Genomic DNA, 19,276 nt, shown 5'->3' with positions numbered 1-19,276 from the left:
CACCGCGCCTCCAGTGGGTCAGCTGGTTCAGACGCCGGCCGTGGTCTTGATCCAGGACGAGGCCTGCGACAGCAGGGCGTAGTTGGAGCCGGCCCTGGTGTTGGCGCCGGGGTCGGCGCTGTCGCCGGTGGAGCAGACGGCGACGACCTTGCCGTTGACGAGCAGCGGGCCGCCCGAGTCGCCGTGGTTCGAGGCACCGGTCACGCCGGTGAGGTGCTGGGCCCGACCGCTGAAGGCGTCGGTGCTCGCGCCGGTGAGCGAGACGGTGGCCTGGTACAGGCCGTCGGACTGGGTGGCGTTGGCCCGCAGGCCGTAGCCCTGGATGGTGCCGGTGCCGCTCGACTTGGCGGTCGCGGTGAGGTCGAGGGGTGCGTAGGTGGACAGCGGGTAGGCGGTCCGCAGGTGCACGAGCGCGATGTCTCCGGCGGGCGAGGTGCTGATGCGGTCGACCGAGACGGCCGTGCCGCGGTTGACGGTGGAGTTGGAGTGGTAGACCCGCATCGCGCCGATCCCGTCGATGCAGTGCCGGGCGGTGAGGACCCACGAGGCGTTGAGCTGCTCGCCGGTGCAGTTGCTGACGTACCCCGAGGGGATGGAGCCGCCGGATGCTTCGAGCTGCACGGCCCACGAGGTGGTGGGGGCCTTCTCGCCGCCGACGACCTTCGTGCTGACGGGCAGCGCGGACGCGGGCGAAGCGGCGAACACGCCGGCGGTGATGACGGCGACCGCGGCGAACGCGGCTGCGATGGACTTCTTCATGACGACTCCTCTGTCGGTGAAGCACCTACCAGTTGCGTTGTGCAACTGATGCGCCATCCTTGCCCCTTGCTCAGGGTTCGCACCAGTCCGCACTTCGACGGACGCGGGCGTCGATCGTGTCCCCGCGGGCCGGTACCGGTCGTCCGGTACGCGAACTGGCTGGGCGGTGCGCCAACGGTCTCGACGTAGCGTCGAGTGCATGACGACGAGTGACGAGACCGCCTTCCCGGACCGGGTCGCGCGGGTCTTGGAACCGGGTCTCGACGTACTCGACGCCGTGGACCGCGTCATCGCCGCGTGCGTCGAGGCGACCTCGGCGATCGAGGCAGGCATCGTCATCGCGGACCGGTTCGGCACGCTGCAGGTCCTGGCCTCGACGAGTGAGCGCAGCAGCGAGGCCGAAGAAGCCCAGCTCGGGACGGACGAGGGCTCGTGCCTCGACTGCTACCGGACCGGCACGACCGTCGACGTGGCCGACGTGTCGACGCACGAGTCGGAGTGGCCGGCATTCGTGACGACGATGCGTGACCGTGGGCTGCAGGGCACGTTCGCCGAGCCGATCCGGTTGCGGGACCGGACGATCGGCTCGCTGTGCGTCTTCGCCGACCACACCCGCGGCCACAGCGACGAGGACGTCGTGCTGATCCAACTGCTCGCCGACGCCGCTTCGGCTGCCCTCGTGCGCCAGCGGGACCGTGGTGGCCCCGTCACGATCGAGGACCGGGTCGAGGACGCCCTCGGGGCGCGGGTGCTCGTCGAGCAGGCGAAGGGTGCGCTCGCCTACCGGCGGGGCATCCGGATGGACGAGGCGTTCCAGCTGCTGCGACGTGCTGCGGCCGACGCCGGCCGCAGCCTCCGCGCGCTGGCCGAGGACGTCGTGCACCGGGGCGCCGACCTCGGCAGCACCGGCTAGGCCCGTCGGGTCCGCGGCCCGTCCGGCTCCGTCCGCAGCACCAGGCCGTGGTGGTCGGTGGTGAGCGTCACCGCGACCACCTCGCCGAACGCATCGCCGTCGAGCTGCACGCGCTCGGGGGTGTCGACGGTCAGCCGGAGCGTCCGCGCCCGGGTGTACCGGAGCGCACGTGACGTCGGCAGGACCCGGGCCAGGAGCCGCCCGAACCGGGTGCGCGAGAAGAACCGGTTGAGCGTCAGGGCGTACCCGACCTTCGTCCACCCGAACCACCCGGCGGGCCGGAACGCCACGGCGTCGAGGACCCCGTCGTCCGGTCGCGCCGCGGGCAGCAGCAGGATGCCGGCGGTCAGCGTGCCGCAGTTGCCGACGATGATCGTGTGCGCGCTCATGCTGCGGAGCGGGGCGTCGTCGATCCCGTAGTGCACCGGGATCTGCCGGTTGCCGATGACGGACCGGGCGATGGGGTCCGAGTAGGCCACCCACCCCAGGCGCTTCTTGACCCAGGCGTTCGTGTCCGCCGCCATGCTCGCGTCGAGGCCGATGCCGGTCATCACCAGGAACGCGTGGGACGTGGTGACGCCGGCCGGGTCAGTCAGGTCGGCCAGTCCGACGTCGATCGGGCGGTCGACCCCGGTGAGGCCCGCACGAACGGACCGCTGGAGGTCGCCGAGGGGCAGGCCGAGGTTGCGCGCGAACAGGTTGCCGGTGCCGCTCGGGAGGAGCGCCACCGGGATCCCGGTGCCGCGGAGCTCCTCGGCGACGATCCGGAGCGTGCCGTCGCCGCCGGCGACCAGGACGACGCTCGGGTGTGCCGCGCACGCCGCCCTGGCGGCCGCGCGTCCGTCGTCGTCGGCGCTGGTGGTGAGCCAGAGCGACTCGTCCCATCCGTGCGCGCGCTCCTCGGTGCGGAGCACGGCCCGGAGCCGGGCCGCGTCGATCTTGGTCGGGTTCACGACCACGGCGGCGCGCAGCGGGCCGGGTTCGTTCGGGGGCGTCGGCATGCGGTCGGTGCGGGGGTTCCTGCTGGTGGTGCGCTTCGCCAGTGGCGGACTAGTTGGTCCGGCCGGCGTTGCGAGCCTTGTTGCCGCTGCGGCGGACGGCGCCGAAGACGATCGTGCCGAGCAGCAGGACGATGCCGATGATGCCGAGCCAGAGCAGGCCCTTCAGGGCGAAGCCGACGATGGACAGGACGGCCCAGATGACGACGAGGACGATGACGGTCTTCACGGTGGTGGTTCCTTCGGTGGGGTGTGGTGCGTGCGGGTCGGGGTCGGGCGGGGTGGGCGTCGGGCGGGGCGGGGTGGCCGTGTCAGTGGATCCGGAGCTCGGTCACCATGGGGCAGACGAAGGGGTCGCGGGCGGCGAGGCCGACACGGTTGAGGTACCGGACGACGATGCCGTACGAACGCAGCAACGTGGTCTCCGTGTAGGGCACGTCGAGGGTGTCGCAGTGGTCCCGCACCAACAGGCGGGCCTGCTTCAACGCCGGACGCGGCATCGACGGGAACAGGTGGTGCTCGACCTGGTAGTTGAGCCCACCCATCAGGAACGACACCCACCAGCCGCCACGGATGTTGCGCGAAGTCCGCACCTGGCGGGAGAAGAAGTCGACCTTCGCGTCGTGGGCGATGGTCGGCATGCCCTTGTGGTTCGGGGCGAACGAGGCACCCATCATCACGCCGAACACGGCCAGCTGCACCCCGAGGAACGCACACGCCATCCCGAACGGCAGGAACCAGAACACCACCGTCAGGTAGATCGCGAACCGCGCCACCAGCAGGATGCCCTCGAGGACGCGCCCCCGGACGTCGCTGCGTCCGCCCGTCCCGCGGAGCACCGACATGACGGCGGCCCGGTGCAGGTTGATGCCCTCGAGCGTGAGCAGCGGGAAGAACAACCAGCCCTGGTTCTGCACGAACACCCGGAGCGGCCCGTTCTTGACAGCCGCTGCGTCCTCGGGCAGGAAGCGGATCGCGTCGGGGGCGATGTCCGGGTCCTTGCCGACGGTGTTCGGGTTGCCATGGTGCCGGGTGTGCTTGTTCATCCACCACGAGTAGCTCAGCCCCACCAGGAACGTGCCGAGCCAGCGGCCCGCGCGGTCGTTCCACTTCTGGGACTCGAACACCTGACGGTGCGCAGCCTCGTGCGACAGGAACGCGAACTGCGTGAACAGCACCCCCAGCGCACCGGCCACGATCAGCTGGAACCACGAGTCACTCAGGAACGCGAAGACGACCCAGCACGCGGCCGTGGCGACGACGAGTGCGGTGAACAGCGCCCAGTAGAAGCCCCGACGGCGACGGAGCAGCCCGGCTTCCTTCACCTGCGCCAGCAGCGCGGAGTACGACGAGGTGCCACCGGTCCGTGGTCCGGCCGGGGAACCGGTCTTCCGGAAGCCGCTGGAGAGGGGTTTCGAGCTGGTCTCCCGCTGCGGGCTGGTACCGGCGTGCTGCGTGGTCATGGGTTCCCTGGTCGTCATCGGAATGGAAGAACGTTCCGGCGGCCGGGGTCTGGGGCTGCTGGTCCAACGCTAGAGCCGTCACGCTCCCGGGTGCAAGCCACAGGTCCGCGTGTCCGCCGCTCGACTACGGTTGTCCCGCCTGCTCGACGGAAGGACCGTTCCCCACATGACCGAGGTACGCGAAGCACGACTGGTCGAGACGTTCGTGACCCTCACGGACTCTCTGGTGGCGGACTACGACGTGGTCGACGTGCTGCAGACGCTGGTCGACCGGGCCGTCGAGCTGTTCGACGCCGCCGCGGGCGCCATCCACCTGCTCGACAAGCACGACGAGCTGCGGGTCGTCGCCTCGACGAGCGAGCGCAGCAGCTTCATCGGCCTGCTCCAGCTCAACGCCGGCGAGGGGCCCTGCATCACCGCCGTGACCACCGGCCGGTTGGTGACGTCGGAGAACGCCGACGACCTGCGGCAGCACTGGCCACGGTTCGCCGAGGCGTCGCGGGCGCGTGGCTACGCGGGCGTCCACGCCATCCCGCTCCGGCTGCGGGACACCACCGTCGGGTCGTTGAACCTGTTCCGCGAGACGGAAGGGGCGCTGAACGGAGCCGATGCCCGGGCCGCCCAGGCCCTCGCCGACGTCGCGACGATCAGCCTGTTGCAGCAACGGACCCTCGAGCACGCGACCCTCACCGCGGAGCAGCTCCAGCGTGCCCTCGACAGCCGGGTCGCCATCGAGCAGGCCAAGGGGTACCTCGCACGTGCGGCCGGGGTCGACGTCGAGCAGGCGTTCGGCATGATCCGTCGCTACGCACGTGCCACCCAGCGGTCCCTGAGCCAGGTCGCCGCCGACGTGGCGCGCGACGACGTCCCGCTCGCCGACCTCGTGGCCGCCGGAGCGTCCTGAGCGCCCTGAGGGTTCACACGGGCCGCCTCCGGACCCACCGTTCCTCGTCGAGCCCCGTCCCGGGGTCGGTCAGTCGCGGACCCTCCGGCACGAAGCCGTGCTTGGCGTAGAACCGGCGCGCACGGGTGTTCGCCGCGAAGACGAGCAGGTGTGCGTCCTCGTCGCCGATGGCCGCGTCGAGGAGCAGGGCGGCGACACCGGTGCCGTGCGCACCCCGGTCGACGTACAGGGTGACGAGTTGGAGCTCGGGGAGCCCGCCGGCCGGGTCCGCTCGGCGCTCGGTGCTCGCGACGCCGAGCAGGGTCCCGTCGTCGGCCCGCGCGGTGAGCACCCCGCGGGTGCGTGTCCGGATCCGCTCCGCCCAGCGCGCGGCGCGGTCGGCACCAGCCGTTCCGTCGAGGAAGGCGTCCGGCACCACCCCGCGGTACGTCTGCTCCCAGCAGCGCGCCTGGAACGCACCGATCTCGCGCGCGTCAGCCGTGGTGGCGCGCGCGATGACCGGTGCCGGACCGTGCACGGCTACTTCGTCGTCGTGAAGGTGCCCCGAGCCCGCTGGTCCGAGCCGTAGCCACGGGCGTGCACCACGTGCGTGCCCGGTGCCAGCGCCGCCACGGTCTTCGTGACCTTCAGGCGGACCTTGCCGGCGGCGTTGGCCGTCGTGCGGGTGGCCCGGCCGCCGTCGATGCTGACGGTGACCGACTCGCCGGCGCGGAAGCCCGTCGCCGAGATCGCGACCTTGGCACCCTTCCGGCTGCTCGCCGGCGTCACCGCGATCGGGGTGCTCGTCGCCTGGGCCTCGGCACACGCGTCGCCCGGGGTACCGACCGCCGGAGCGGATGCGGTCACGCGTCCGTTCACGGCGCGCACGCCGTCGTCCTCGCGGATGCGCATGGTGCCGATCGAGTCGCCGATCACCGAGCCGCCCCGGGTGTTGCTGAGCGTCATCGGGTAGTCCGCCGTCCGCGAGAACGACGGGGTGCGGTCGCCGTTCACCGACACGGCGACCGCGCGGCAGACCTCGCCCGGCTGGAACGTGACGGCCTGCATCGCCGGACGGATGCGGTTGTCCGACGCCTGGTCGAGGTCGAAGGAGACCGTCGTCGCCTGTTCGGCCGGCCGCGAGAGCACGACCGCTGCCCGGACGACCGTGCGGGTGCGCCCCTCGTCGACGAAGCGGTCGGCGATGCGGGCGGTGGGACGGTTCGTGACCACCGGGGTACCGAGGGTCGCTGCGGGCAGGAGCGAGAGGTCGCTCAGCAGCATCCCGCTGTTCTTCTGCGGGACGTCGATCGTCACCTCGCGCACCGACGCCAGGTCGATGCCGGTGAAGGTGTCGAGCGGGATGCGTGCCTGCTGCAGGATCGTCTTGCGCGGCGCTGTCCGGGTGCCGGGGAGCAGCTGACCGGCACGGCTGGTGTCCGACACGCGTCGGGTCGCCACGGCACCGGTGGCGTCGCGGAGGCTGATCGAGACGTCGGCGTTCGTCGTCGCCGTGTCGTCCGGGGTGAGCCGGAGCGACAGCGCCTGGAACCCGGTGAAGTCACCGGCCGTCGGGGCCACCGGGACGTGCACCTGTCCGCCGGTCGCCGCCTTGGTGGGCGTGACGTGCAGGGCAGGGGTCGCCGGCACCGAGGAGCCCAGGAACGCGGGCGTGTAGTCCGGGGCGTTCGACGTGATCGAGACGCACGCCGGCAGGGTCTGCTTCGCGGGCAGGTTGTCGGTGCTCGCGCAGGTCTTCGCCGTCAGGGCACCGGTGGTGGTGACCGCCGGGTTCGTCGTGTCGAACAGGGCCAGGTCACGTCGGCTCGCGCCGGGCTGCGAGGCCGTCACCCGGATGTCCGCCGCGCCCAGGGCGGCGGGCTGCCGGTCGGTGCCGTCGAACATCGGCAGGAACTGCTGCTCACCGTCGAGCGTCAGGCGGAAGAACCCGCTGATCAGGCTCGTGCCGACGGCGTACTGCTGGTCGGACGACAGTCGGGTGGTGTGCTTCGCCTTCGCGCCGCAGACCGTGTCGGACTCGTCGTACCAGTCGTCCGACGACGCCTTCGCGTACTTGCCCGGGGTCCACGTCGTGTTGAAGAAGTTGTGGTTCGCGCCCATCACCAGGACCGAGGAGCGCAGCACGTCGTCCCCGAAGGCCGTGCGGGAGTCGTCGTAGAAGTGCTGGCCCTGCAGGTCGGACACGTCACCGTCGCAGTACGGCAGGACCACCGCCGTGTTCGTGTCCGGCAGGGTCATGCGCCCGAAGTCGGTCGGCGCCAGGGGCAGGACGGCACGGATGCCGAAGGGGCTGGTGCGCTGCATGTTGAGCAGGGCCGCTCGGACCACGCCGTCACCGCCGCGCGAGTGCCCCATCAGCCCGACGTGCTGCAGGTCGAGCTTGCCGGTCAGCAGCGGTGACAGGCGGGGTTCCTGCCCGGCGTCGGCGCGCTGGAGCAGGCTGAGGTGGTCGAGGACGAGCTGGCCGCGGGCCACCGCTCCGCCGTCGTCCGAGTAGCTGCCGTCGAGGGCGTTGATCGCGTTCGCGGAGATCGACACGACGACGTTGCCGTGGCTGGCGAGCGCGGTCGCCGCGGCGTTGTAGCCGAGGTAGCTCGGGATGTCCGTCTGGCCCTTCCCGCACGGCCACGCCCTGGGGTTCTCGGTGCCGCCGACGCAGGCCTCGTGGCGGCCGTGCAGGAACACGACGACGGGGCGCTTGCCCGGGGCGTCCTCCGGGACGAAGACCGCGGCACGCATCTCGCCCTTGCGGCCGAAGCCCTTGATCGTCTCGGCCTCGTTGCCCAGGTCGTAGTCGGCCCGGGTGACCGCGTACGGGCCCGCTGCAGCGGGGTCGTCGGTCAGGGGTGCCGGGGCCTCGCGCGGCGCCACCGTCTGCGGTGCGGTCGCCGACTGGCGGTTGCCCTGCAGGTCGGTCGCACCCGACCATCCGAGTTCGACGCTGCGGGCGTCGGCGACCGTGGGGTCGGTCGTGGTGACCGTCAGCTGCCGCTGGTCGAGGCTCGTCTGCGCCACGCCGATGTCCGTGCCGTCGACCAGCAGGACCGGTGCCGCTGCGCGGATCGGCAGGGGCTCGGCGAGGGTCAGGACGACGGTGTACCCGCCGTCGGTGGGCGTCACGGTCCAGTCCTCGCCCTGCGCGACGGGCGTGCCCGGGGTCGTGATCGTGGTCGTCCCCGTCGCGGCGGTGGGCCCGTCGCCCGGTGCTGCGGTCGCGGGCAGTGCCGCGATCGTGCCGGAGACGGCGAGCGCCCCGGCGATGAGTGTCGAACACGCGATCTGCAGCGCGATGGTGGAACGGCGTCTCGGCGAACGGTTCACGTCGGATCTCCCCTGGTGCGACGGGCATGCGCCACCGCACGCTCCGTCGCCAACAGTAGGGAGACAGCTGTTGGCACCGGATCGTCCTGGAGGATGACGTGACGGCTCAGTACCTGAGGGTCCTCACGGGTGCGATGACCGGGTCGTCCTCGACGAGCCGGGAGGCCCGTGGCACGTCGTCGACGACGCCGTCGGTCGGCATGCCCCCGCGCGGTCGGGCACGTGGACCGTTCGCGAGTCCGGTGACGGCACGCAGACGGCCCCGCGACCAGGGTCGCGGGGCCGTCGGTGGTGCGGGTGGATCAGATGCGGCCGACGGTGCGGCGGCGGCGACGCAGCAGGACCATGAGCGTGGCTCCAGCGGCGAGCAGGGCCGCGGCGATGCTCAGCGGGATGGTCGGGTCCGATCCGGTGAAGGCGAGCTGACCGGTGGGCTGGTCGGTTCCGCCGCCACCGCCGGCGCCCGCGGGGCCGGTCGGGGTGTCGGTGGGCACCACGGCCGGAGCGGTCGGGCTGGGTGTCGCGGTGGGCACCGGTGCCGGGGCACGGACCGTGATGGTGACCGTCTGGGTGTCGTCCGGGCTGGTCCCGTTGGACGCGGTGATCGTCACGGTCGAGGTACCCGGGGTGGTCGGGGTACCCGAGATGACGCCCGTGGTGCTGTTGATCGTCAGGCCGTCGGGCAGGCCCGTGGCGGTGAAGGTCGGGTTCGGGGTGCCGGTCGCGGTGACGGTGGACGAGTAGGGCACGTCCACGGTGCCGTCGGACGGGGTGCCCGAGGTGATGGTCGGCGACTCGGACGGGGTGCCCGGGGCGGGGCAACCGTTCGAGGCGGTGATCGTGTTGGTGTCGAGGGTCACCGCGCCGGTGCGGGCCAGCAGTCGGCCCTGCACGGTCGCGCCGGTGGTGGCGGTCACGGACCGCTGTGCCAGGACGGTGCCCTGGAACTGCGCGCCGGTGCCGACGGTGGCCGAGCTGCCGACCTGCCAGAAGACGTTGCACGAGCTGGCGCCACCGGTGATCGTGATCCGGCTGGCGGACCCGATGGTCAGGGTCGACGCGGCCTGGAACACCCACACGGAGTCCGCGCTGCCGGCCAGGGTCAGTGCGCCGTTGTTCGCCAGGGCGAGCGCGCCACCGGAGTACACACCGGGCGAGAGCGAGAGACCGTTCAGCTCGGTCAGACCGGTCTGGGTCGGGGAGAGCGACGCGGCGACGTTGTAGGCGGTGGTGGTGTCGCGCTGGGCCTGTGCGGCTGCGGCGTCGGTCTGGTGCGTGGTGCCGTTGACGACGCCGTTCGGTGCACCGCCGAAGCCCGTGATCGACGTGCCCGGCGACAAGCCGAGGTCGCCGTTGACCACGGAGGGGCCGGTGTTCGTGACCGCACTGGCGCCGAGGACGCCGTAGGTCGATGCTGTGCCGAGGTTGACGGGACCGTCGATGACCGTGGCGGCTGATGCTCCGCCGCCGGTGCCGAGGGTGATCAACGCTGCGACGGCCGCGGCCGAGACGACGAGGAGGGAGCCCCGTCGGCGGTGGAGAGCGTGCATGGCCGTCTCTTCCTGCTGGGAGAGGCGGGGTGACGTCGGCGACGAGCGCGCATTCTCGGAGACTCGAAGTATGCGCTTCTCCACAGCCAGGACCTAGGAATGTCTGCACATCCGGTCGAAGCCTGACAATCGGCCCGGATCCCAGCCGGATCGGGGGACGCGAGCGCATGATCACCACAGGTTGACCGGTCGCTCGCACCAGCGGCGGCCGGGTAGGGAGTTCGGGTCTCCCGTCAGCCGGTGCGGCGCCTGTCCTCGGGTTGGGCAGGTCGCCCACCCCCCGTGCCACACGGCGAAGGGCCCCGCGATCGAGATCGCGGGGCCCTCGCTGGTACCGGGTGTTACTTGACGACGACCGTGATGGTCGGGCTGGTGCTCGTGGTGAGCTCCGAGGTCCCGGCGAAGACGGCGTGCAGGTTGTGCGCGCCCTTCTTCAGCGGGAGCTTCGACGTGACCACGCCGTCCTGCACCGTGACGGTGGCGAGGCGCTTCGAGCCCTGGTAGATCCGGGCGGTGCCGTCGACGCTGAAGCCGGTGGCCTTCACCTGGACGGTCGCCTTGCCACCGCTGTACTTGACGGCGGTGCGCGACGGGGCCTTCTCGACGGAGACCGTCATGGCCTTCGCGGTCTTCGAGTTCGTTCCCGAGTAGACCGGGTCCGCGTTGACGAACGAGGCCGTCACCGAGTGCTTGCCGATGGCGAGCGTCTTCGGCAGCGTCATGCTGGCCGCGCCGTCCTTGACCGGGGCGGTGCCGAGGACCTTGCTGCCGTCCTTGAACGTCACCGTGCCCTGCTGGGTGCCGATGCCACCGGCGATGGTCGCGGTGACCGTGGCCGGCTTCGCGGTGCGGTAGGTCTGCTCGGCGGCCGACGCGGAGAGCGTGGTGGTCGTCGTCGGCAGCGTGGCGTGCAGGTCGAACCTGTCGACCGTCGAACCGATCGCGGCCGGGTCGGCGGTGGCCGTCGGCTGGAGGGTCACGCCGCAGCTGTCGACCTTGCCGTGCTGCACCGCCGAGTTGCGGGTGGTGCAGTCGCTGGCGCGGATGTTCTCGACGGCGAGCTTGTCGTCGGTGACCGAGACCTTCACGAAGGTGCGGACGTGTTCCTGGTTCTCGACCGAGTTGGCGAAGTGACGCTGACCGGTGGGGTCGAGCGGGTCCGCGCCGTAGCCGCCCTGGGTGGCGTCCGGGGTGGTGAGGTCGTAGTACTTCGAGCCGGAGGCCGAGTTCGCCGTCATGTAGATGACACCGCCGGGGCCGGAGAAGACCTCGGGAGCAGCGGGCTGCTCGTTGACGTTGGCCTTCTTGCCGTTCTTGATCGCGTAGCTGCGCGAGTAGGAGTGGTCGTGGCCCTGCAGGACGAGGTCGACGCCCATGTCCGAGAACGAACGCGTGAAGTCGAACCGGCGCTGCTGGTTGTCACGGTCGTTCGCGTGGTCGGCCGGCGAGTAGATCGAGTGGTGGTAGACCAGCGTGGTCCACTTCGCGTCGTCGCCGTAGCGGTTGATGACGTCGCGCACGTAGTTCACGTGGGCAGCGTCCGAACCGGCCGCGTAGGCGTTCGAGTTGATGTCGATGAACAGGACGCCCTTGTACATGTACCAGTAGTCGCCACCCGAGTTCGCGGTCGTGTTGCCGCCCGGGTAGAAGTCCGGCACCTTGAGGGAGTTCGGCACCTGGTTGTGCTGCTCGTAGGCCTTGCCGCCGACGTCGTGGTTGCCGATGGTCGAGGCCCACGGGTAGCGCTTCAGCACGTCGCTGCTGTCCGCGAACGCGCCCCACTCGTACTCGTTGTTGGCGTGCTCGACCTGGTCGCCACCGGAGACCAGGAGCTCGGCGTCCGGCTCGGTCGACGTGGCGTACTCGAGCGTGTCCGCCCAGCCGGCGCCGTCGTCGTCGGTGAAGCCGGACGAACCGATCTGCGGGTCACCGAAGAACAGGAAGTCGAAGTCGCCGGAGAAGCTCTTCGTGGTGAAGGTGTACGACGCGGACCAGGCCGAGCCGTCCGCCGCACCGACGTGGTACGTGTACGAGGTGTTCGGCTCGAGGTCCGAGATCGCCGCGTGGGCGTTGATGTAGCCCGACTGGGCGGCGATGCCCGCGATGCCCTTGGTGTTCGAGTCGGTCGCGCTCGTGTCGGCGGCGGTGTTCACGGCCTCCGAGGCGTCGATCGTCTTCTTGGCGTCGGTGAAGACCCCGTCCGTCATGGACGCGGTCTTCTGGATCTCGACGGACTGCGCGACGTTCGTGGGGAAGTACCACGAGGCGATGCGCTGGCTCTCGGTCGCGCCGACGCCGAGCAGGATGTGGATCGGGCCACCGGTGGAGATGTTGGTGGTGGGGGTGTTCGTCGCCGCGGTGGCGGCGTTCGTGCCGACCATCGAGGCACCGGCGATGAGCGCGGCCCCGAGGACGGCTCCGCAGACGCGGAGGGTGGTGGTTCTGCGCCGGGTAGTGGCGCCGGACAGGAGACTCATGTGGGTCCGTTTCTCAGACGTGGGATGGTGCAGCACGGAAGACTCTGCACGCCCTGCAAAACGTCTTGGTAAACGCTGAGTGACGGTTCATCGTTGTTCAGGAACGGACGTCGAACGCCCCCGGGACGACGGGCCCGGTCAGCCCGCGGCCAGCCGTTCGACGAACCAGATCATCCCCATCACGAAGACCCCGGCGGTCACCGCGCCCGTCACCCAGAGCGACACCCGGTGCGCCTTCCGCCGCAGCAGCGAGAGCGGCGGGAACACGATGACGATGATCGCGAGCTGCACGGCCTCGATGCCGACGTTGAAGACGAGGAGCGAGACGAGCAGCTGCCACGAGAACGCCTCGTGGATGCCCAGGGCACCGGCGAACCCGAGCCCGTGGATGAGTCCGAAGGCGAAGACGACGGCCAGCCGGGTCCAGCCGGCGCGGTCGAGCGAGAAGTGTCCGTGTTCGCCGACCACCAGTTCGTCGGCCCGCGACCGGCGTCGCCAGAGCCGCCACAGGTACCAGCCGGCGACCGCGGCGATCGACAGGGCGATGAGCGGCTCGACGACGATCGCGGGTGGGCTGACCACACCGAGCGCGGCGAGGATGAACGTGATCGAGTGCGCGATCGTGAACGCGGACGCCGTGTAGACGACCTCGCGCAGGCGACGCGACCCGGCGATGAGCGCGACGAGGAACAGGATGTGGTCGATGCCGGTCAGCAGGTGTTCGGCGCCCAGGCGGAAGAACTCCCAGAAGCGCTCCCCCGCCGACTGTTCGGTGGAGAACGTGCGCTGCGAGGCGTCGAGGGTGGCCGATCCCGCGCGGTCGTCGACGTCGTACGTGACGATCGTCTTGGTGTCGCGGACGAAGGACTCGTCGTCGGGGAACAGCGTCGACGACACCACGTGTCCCGACTGCGTCTCGGACGCCTCCGGGCAGGTGAAGTCGGCGGTGACGTGGGCGTACGGCACCTCGTCCCGCAGGTCGACCGTGACCGTGGGGTCGAGGGTGCCCGTGCAGGCCCGCCCACCGGCTCCGGTCACCGTGAACCGGTCGAACACGTACTCCCCGATCGCGTCGGTGTGCGCCTCGGCGGCCGTCACCATCCCCGGGAAGTCCCCGTCGTCCCAGGCGCGCTGCCCTTGCTCGTGCAGCGCGTCGTCGTGCTCGCTCGTGGCCACCGAGACGAGCATCAGGTCGTACTCGAGCCCGAGCTCCGCCCGCACGACCGTCGGCTTCGTGGACGTCACGTCGGCGTACACGACCGAGCTGAAGCCGTGCGCCGACGCCGGTGCGGCTCCCCCGAGCACGCTGATCACGACCACCCCGAGCAGCACGAGCGCGGCGGCGACCCGTGCGGCCAGCGCAGTCAGCGCGGTCGGGGAAGACGAGTGGACGGGGCGGGCGCGCAGGAGCGCGGCGGTGGTTCCGGAGGGCACGCGCAGACGATCCGGCTCACAGACGACCGGAAGGTGAACAACCGGTGACCAGCAACGGGACGGGTGTTGGACAGGTCCCCCGACCGGCCCGGAGCGGCCGTCGGGCGTGCTTGCATGGTGCCGTGATCCGCCCAGCCACCCGGACGACCTCCCTGTTGACCGCCGTCGCCCTCGCCGCGGCCGGCGCCACCCTGCTGGCCGGCTGCTCCCGGGCGTCGGACGGCACCACCGGCGGCACCGGCACCGGCACCGGCCCCGGCCCGACGGCGAACGCCTCGGCGCACGCGTCCGCCGGCCTCCTGGGCACCGGGTTCTCCGAGCCGGACCAGCCCCCGGCACCCGAGGCCACCATCCACCCCGAGCCGGGTTCGTGGTCCGGCGTGCACGCTCCCGCGGGCTACGACGTCGTGCTGCTCTCCGACGCGGGGGACGCCGCGGACGCCCCGACCCGGACCCTGCTCGACGCCGTCGACTCGTGGGCGTCGGACGAGGACGTCACCGTCACCCCGGTCTCGGCGAAGGACGCCGACGACCGGATCGCCGCGGTCCTGCGCGCCGTCGACGCCGAGCCCGACCTCGTCATCACCGTCGGCAACCACATGGTCGACCCGCTCGCGGCCGTCTCACCGACCGCGCTCCACCAGCAGTTCCTGGTCGTCGGTGCCGAGATCGCGGAGCCGACGTCGAACGTCACGGCGGCGGACTGGACGGGCGGCGGGTTCCGTGGCGAGGGCCTCGGTCCGTCGAGCCACTACGACCCCGGCACCTTCACCGAGGACCGTGCCGCTCGCGGGCTGCGCGCCGGCCTCGCCGCGGTGCTGCACGACCTGCGCGGCATCGTCGTCTGGGTGCCCTGACCCGGCCTTCCCCCGCTACGCGGTCTCCGGCTCCAGCACCCGGGCCCGCACCTGCGCCGCTGCCCCGAGGGCCACGGCATCAGCCCCGAGCGTCGACTGTGCGAGCCGGATCGTCGCTCCGCTGACGGGCGGTTCCGCGTCGATCGCCGCCGAGATGGCGGGCTGGAGCAGGTCCCACGACCGTGCGATGCCGCCGCCGATCAGGACGGTGGTGACGTCGAGGATCCCCGCGGTCAGCAGCGCGGCACGGGCGAGACCCCATCCCGCGGTGGCGAAGACGGCGGCCGCGTCGGCGTCGCCGCCGCGCGCTGCGACGGCGACGTCCCGTGCCGAGAGCGTGCGCCCGGAGCGCTCGGCGTAGCGGTCGGCGATGCCGCGGGCGCCCGCGATGGTCTCCAGGTGCCCGGTCTGCCCGCAGGTGCAGCGGGCGTCGCCGAACCCGGGGACGTGGCCGATCTCGCCGGCGGCGCCGCGCGGGCCGGCGAAGAGCCGTCCGTCGAGGACGAGGGCGCCGCCGACCCCGGTGCCGAGGGTCATGCCGAGCACGTCGGACTCCCCCACCACCGCGCCGGTCGCGATCTCGCCGAGCAGGAACGCGTTCACGTCGTTGTCCAGGGTCGCGGGCACGCCGAGCGCGTCGGTGACGGCCCGCGTCACGCCGTACCCGGCCCAGCCGGTGAACGAGTTGCCGGTGACCAGCACGGTCCCCGTGGCCCGGTCGACGACACCGGCCGCGCCCACCCCGACACCCGCAAGGGAGGCCCGGTGCGTCTCGAGCAGACCCGTCACCGCCCCGAGGGCGGCCGTCACGATCGCTGCCCCGCCCGCGTGGGCGGGCGTCGGCAGGTCGACCCGGTCGATGACCTCGAGGTCGTGCGTGGTCAGGACGACCTTGGTGTTCGTCCCGCCGATGTCGACCCCGACCAGGACCCGGCTCACGCGGTCACCGCCGCGAGCGAGGCGAGGCGCGCGGCCCGGCGCTGTCGTTGCAGCACGGGGTCGGGCACCGGCACCGCGGCGAGCAGGCGTCGGGTGTAGTCGGTGGTGGGGTGCAGGAGCGTGGTGCCGGTGGTGCCCTGCTCCTCGACGACGCCCTGGCGCATCACCACGACACGCTCGGCGAAGTGCTGCACGACGGCCAGGTCGTGCGAGACGAACAGGCACGCGAACCCGAGGTCGTCCTGCAGCTCGCCGAGCACCTCGAGCACGGTCTCCTGCACGCTGACGTCGAGCGCCGAGGTCGGTTCGTCGGCGACGAGCAGCCGCGGCTCGAGCACCAGCGCCCGGGCGAGCGAGACCCGCTGGCGCTGCCCACCGGAGAGCTCACGCGGGGCCCGGGATGCCAGGGTCCGCGGCAGCCGGACGGCGTCGAGCACCTCGTCGATGCGGCGACGCCGGTCGGCCGAGGACATCCCGCGACGGTGCACGGCCAGGGGCTCCGCGATGCACTCGGCCACGGACATCCGGGCGTCGAGGGACGCCACCGGGTCCTGCAGCACCACGCCGATGCCGGACCGGAGGGCACGGCGGTCGCGCCCCTTGGCCGTCCGCAGGTCCTGCCCGAACAGCGACACCGTGCCGGACGTCGGCTTGATCAGACCGAGCGCCACCCGGGCCGCGGTCGACTTGCCCGAACCGGACTCGCCGACCAGACCGACGGTCTCACCGGCGTGCACCGTGATGTCGATGCCGGCGAGCGCGTGGACGGCGCGCGCCCCGCGCCCGAACGTCACCGAGACGTCCCGCAGGTCGACCACCGGGGCCGCACCGGGCCTCCCGTCCGCCGCACCCGACGCACCCAGCTCGGAAGACGCCGGCGTCTCCGCGTCACGCCCCCGGATCTGGAGGCGTCTCGCCGACTCGGCGGCGTCGGATGCCGACGCCGGTGTCTCGAGCCGCGGCACCGCGGCGAGGAGCCGCTTGGTGTACTCGTGCTCCGGGCGGAGCAGGACGTCCTCGACCCCGCCGGTCTCGACGATCTCGCCCTGGAGCATGACCGCGACCCGGTCGGCGAAGTCCGCCACGACGCCCATGTTGTGCGTGACCAGCAGCACGCCGGTGCCGGTCTCGACGGCGAGCGCGCGCAGGAGCTCGAGGATCTCGGCCTGGACGGTCACGTCGAGCGCGGTGGTCGGCTCGTCCGCGATGAGCAGCTTCGGTGCGTTCGCGATCGCCATCGCGATGACCACGCGCTGGCGCTGCCCACCGGACAGCTGGAACGGGAACGACCGGGTGCGCGACTCGGGGTCGGGGATGCCGACGCGGCGGAGCAGGTCGACGGCCTCGGCCGCGGCGGCGGACGCGGAGACGTCACGGTGGTTCCGGATCACCTCGGCGATCTGGGCGCCGACGCGGGTGAGCGGGTCGAGGGCGGTCGCGGGCTCCTGGAAGACCATCGAGACGGTCGAGCCGCGCAGTGCCCGGAGTTCGGGTTCGGCTGCCCCGACGACCTCGTGCCCGGCGACGACGGCGCTGCCCGATGCCGTCGCGTTGCCGGAGAGCAGGCCCATCGCCGCGAGGGCGACCGTCGACTTGCCGGAGCCGGACTCGCCGACCAGGGCGAGGGTCTCGCCGGGGGCGACCGACAGGGACACCCCCCGCACGGCATCGACGGTGCCGGACTCGGTGCTGAAGGAGACGCCGAGGTCGGTCGTCCGCAGGATCGGTTCGTTGGTCATCAGCGGCCCCGCACGTCGAAGGCGTCCCGCAGTCCGTCGCCCACCGCGTTGAACGCGCAGACGACCAGGATCACGGCCAGACCCGGCGGCACGATGAGCCACCAGTGTCCGGAGTACGCGGCGGTGAGTCCCGCCGAGAGCATGCCGCCCCAGTCCGTCGCGGGCGGCTGCACGCCGAGCCCGAGGTACGAGACGTAGGCGACCAGCAGGATCGCGTCGGCGACCTGGAACGTCGCCGCGACGACGATCGTCGACACCGAGTTCGGCAACAGGTGCTTGCCGATCGCGCGGGCGTGCGAGCCGCCGATCGCGCGCAGGGTCAGGACGTAGTCGCGGTTCTTGAGCGTCAGGGTCTCGGCACGGATCAGGCGGGACGGCACGAGCCACGACACCAGGCCGAGGATGACGATGAGGCCGCCGACGCCGGGGTTCGTGATCGCCGAGATGACGAGCAGGATGAACAGGGCCGGGATCGCGATGCCGGCGTCGACGACGCGCATCATCAGGGCGTCGACCCAGCCGCCGACGTACCCGGCGACGGAGCCCCACAGGGTGCCGACGACGGTGGCCAGGACCCCGGCGGCGATGCCGACCATCAGGGAGACCTTGCCGCCGTACATCAGGCGGCCGAGGACGTCGTGGCCGACGGCGTCGGTGCCGAGCCAGTGCGCGGCGCTCGGGCCCTGGTTGGCCTGCTCGAGCATCGTGTGCGTCTGGTCGGTCGGGCACAGGAACGGGCCGACGAAGCAGAACAGCACGATGACGACGATCAGGGCGAGGCCGATCACGGCGAGGGTGTTGCTCCGGAACCGGCGGGCGGCGAGCCGGAACCCGGTGGCCGCGACGGTGACGGGGGCGCCCGGGGCTTCGGGGGCCATCTGGACGGCGGTCATGCGCGGCTCGCCTTCACTCGGGGGTCGATGAGGGACTGTGCGACGTCGGCGAGCAGGGTGCCGATGACGGTCGCGATGGAGATGACGAGCACGCAGCCGAGCAGCGTCGGGTAGTCGGAGGACTGCGCGGCGTTCCAGAACAGCAGCCCCATGCCGGGGTAGTTGAACAGCTGCTCGGTCACCAGGGCGCCGCCGAACAGCACCGGCAGGTAGTACCCGAGCATCGCCACGACCGGGGTGAGCGAGTTGCGGAAGACGTGCCGCCGCAGGATCGTCGCGGTCGAGGCGCCGCCGGCACGGGCGGTGCGGACGTAGTCCTCCTGCAGGTTCTCGAGCGTCGAGGCGCGCATGTAGCGACTGAACACCGCGATCATCGCCAGCGCTCCGGTCACCACGGGCAGCACGAGTCCGGCCGGGTCCTGGAACACCTCGGCCAGGGTGTTGCCGCTCGGTGCCTGGGACGGCAGCCACGGCAGCTGCTGGCTGAACACGATGATCAGGACGAGGCCGAGGAAGAACGCCGGCGTCGAGTAGAAGACGAACGCCAGGGCGGTGGCGGCGTAGTCGACCGCACCGTTGCGGCGGGCCGCCTGGAGCATGCCGACCGGGATCGCGACGACGAGTCCGAGCACCGCGGAGATGCCGGTGAGCACGAGGGTCTTCGGCAGGCGCTCGGCGATGAGCTGCGAGACCGGCTCGTTGAGCGTGTACGAGGTGCCGAGGTCGCCGGTGAGCAGACGACCGAGGAACCGCAGGTACTGGACGGGCAGCGGCTGGTCGAGCCCCTGCGCCTGGTTGAACTGGGCGATCTGCGTGGGCGTCGCGGAGACGCCGAGCACGCCGCGGGCGGGGCCGCCGGGCAGCGCGTGCAACAGGCAGAACACCACGACGGTGACGATGAGGATCACCGCGAGCGCCTGCAGGACGCGCCTGGTGAGGTAGAGAGCTGTGGTCATGCGGGTTCCGATGGTCGGTTCTTGCGTGAGCCGGGGCGGAGGCGCGGTGCGGGTCGTGCCCGCACCGCGCCTC

General features: G+C 71.8%; 16 protein-coding genes. 3 read left to right on the top strand and 13 right to left on the bottom strand.

The window, feature by feature from the left end; genetic code table 11:
* Positions 1-27: 27 nt before the first annotated feature.
* Positions 28-759 (bottom strand): S1 family peptidase, encoded by a 732-nt coding sequence (locus BOSE127_RS10775; protein ID WP_042541243.1) that lies wholly within the window; start codon positions 757-759, stop codon positions 28-30.
* Positions 760-958: 199 nt separating this feature from the next.
* On the opposite strand from BOSE127_RS10775, the gene BOSE127_RS10770 reads away from it, so the two are divergent.
* Positions 959-1,672 (top strand): GAF and ANTAR domain-containing protein, encoded by a 714-nt coding sequence (locus BOSE127_RS10770; RefSeq protein ID WP_056073265.1) that lies wholly within the window; start codon positions 959-961, stop codon positions 1,670-1,672.
* Here BOSE127_RS10770 and BOSE127_RS10765 read toward each other — a convergent pair.
* The 3 genes from BOSE127_RS10765 to BOSE127_RS10755 form a co-directional block, all read right to left on the bottom strand.
* Positions 1,669-2,673 (bottom strand): diacylglycerol/lipid kinase family protein, encoded by a 1,005-nt coding sequence (locus BOSE127_RS10765; protein WP_056073268.1) that lies wholly within the window; start codon positions 2,671-2,673, stop codon positions 1,669-1,671. The genes BOSE127_RS10770 and BOSE127_RS10765 overlap by 4 nt on opposite strands.
* A 49-nt stretch (positions 2,674-2,722) precedes the next feature.
* A complete protein-coding gene (locus tag BOSE127_RS10760; RefSeq protein WP_017887580.1) occupies positions 2,723-2,899 on the bottom strand; it encodes a hypothetical protein in 177 nt (58 codons plus the stop codon).
* A gap of 82 nt (positions 2,900-2,981) precedes the next feature.
* On the bottom strand, positions 2,982-4,133 hold the full coding sequence (locus BOSE127_RS10755; RefSeq protein WP_159557164.1) for a fatty acid desaturase family protein: 1,152 nt from the start codon (positions 4,131-4,133) through the stop codon (positions 2,982-2,984).
* Between the two features lie 166 nt (positions 4,134-4,299).
* Between BOSE127_RS10755 and BOSE127_RS10750 the strand changes: the two genes are divergently transcribed.
* Positions 4,300-5,037: a GAF and ANTAR domain-containing protein gene (locus BOSE127_RS10750; protein ID WP_017887582.1), complete on the top strand. Its 738-nt coding sequence runs from the start codon at positions 4,300-4,302 to the stop codon at positions 5,035-5,037.
* 13 nt (positions 5,038-5,050) lie between these two features.
* Here BOSE127_RS10750 and BOSE127_RS10745 read toward each other — a convergent pair whose 3' ends face one another.
* From BOSE127_RS10745 to BOSE127_RS10725, 5 genes are all read right to left on the bottom strand, one after another.
* The gene (locus BOSE127_RS10745) at positions 5,051-5,554 is read right to left on the bottom strand and encodes a GNAT family N-acetyltransferase (protein ID WP_017887583.1); all 504 of its coding nucleotides are present in this window, start codon (positions 5,552-5,554) and stop codon (positions 5,051-5,053) included.
* Positions 5,555-5,556: 2 nt separating this feature from the next.
* Positions 5,557-8,358 carry a hypothetical protein gene (locus BOSE127_RS10740; protein WP_159557162.1) on the bottom strand — a complete coding sequence of 934 codons (2,802 nt, stop codon included), beginning with the start codon at positions 8,356-8,358 and terminating at the stop codon, positions 5,557-5,559.
* 302 nt (positions 8,359-8,660) lie between these two features.
* Positions 8,661-9,908, bottom strand: coding sequence for an ice-binding family protein (locus tag BOSE127_RS10735; protein WP_056073284.1), 1,248 nt, complete (start codon positions 9,906-9,908; stop codon positions 8,661-8,663).
* A gap of 341 nt (positions 9,909-10,249) precedes the next feature.
* Positions 10,250-12,385, bottom strand: coding sequence for an Ig-like domain repeat protein (locus tag BOSE127_RS10730; RefSeq protein ID WP_159557160.1), 2,136 nt, complete (start codon positions 12,383-12,385; stop codon positions 10,250-10,252).
* Between the two features lie 138 nt (positions 12,386-12,523).
* Positions 12,524-13,819, bottom strand: coding sequence for a HupE/UreJ family protein (locus tag BOSE127_RS10725; protein WP_175470764.1), 1,296 nt, complete (start codon positions 13,817-13,819; stop codon positions 12,524-12,526).
* Between the two features lie 122 nt (positions 13,820-13,941).
* On the opposite strand from BOSE127_RS10725, the gene BOSE127_RS10720 reads away from it, so the two are divergent.
* Positions 13,942-14,676 (top strand): hypothetical protein, encoded by a 735-nt coding sequence (locus BOSE127_RS10720; protein WP_159557159.1) that lies wholly within the window; start codon positions 13,942-13,944, stop codon positions 14,674-14,676.
* A gap of 15 nt (positions 14,677-14,691) precedes the next feature.
* Here BOSE127_RS10720 and BOSE127_RS10715 read toward each other — a convergent pair whose 3' ends face one another.
* Genes BOSE127_RS10715 through BOSE127_RS10700 form a run of 4 tightly spaced genes read right to left on the bottom strand, consistent with a single transcriptional unit; the run spans position 14,692 to position 19,203 of the window.
* A complete protein-coding gene (locus BOSE127_RS10715; protein ID WP_159557157.1) occupies positions 14,692-15,615 on the bottom strand; it encodes an ROK family protein in 924 nt (307 codons plus the stop codon).
* Positions 15,612-17,354, bottom strand: coding sequence for a dipeptide ABC transporter ATP-binding protein (locus tag BOSE127_RS10710; protein WP_017887590.1), 1,743 nt, complete (start codon positions 17,352-17,354; stop codon positions 15,612-15,614). Before BOSE127_RS10710 ends, BOSE127_RS10715 begins: the two co-directional genes overlap by 4 nt.
* Positions 17,354-18,247 (bottom strand): ABC transporter permease, encoded by an 894-nt coding sequence (locus BOSE127_RS10705; RefSeq protein WP_159557155.1) that lies wholly within the window; start codon positions 18,245-18,247, stop codon positions 17,354-17,356. The genes BOSE127_RS10710 and BOSE127_RS10705 overlap by 1 nt, the downstream gene beginning before the upstream one ends.
* Positions 18,244-19,203, bottom strand: coding sequence for an ABC transporter permease (locus BOSE127_RS10700; RefSeq protein WP_017887592.1), 960 nt, complete (start codon positions 19,201-19,203; stop codon positions 18,244-18,246). Before BOSE127_RS10700 ends, BOSE127_RS10705 begins: the two co-directional genes overlap by 4 nt.
* Positions 19,204-19,276: the final 73 nt, after the last annotated feature.

Origin of the sequence: Curtobacterium sp. 8I-2 (assembly GCF_902506155.1) — a bacterium.
Taxonomy (GTDB): Bacteria; Actinomycetota; Actinomycetes; order Actinomycetales; family Microbacteriaceae; genus Curtobacterium; species Curtobacterium poinsettiae.
The sequence above is the reverse complement of the archived record's forward strand: the minus strand, read 5'-3'. Positions and strand labels throughout refer to the sequence as shown.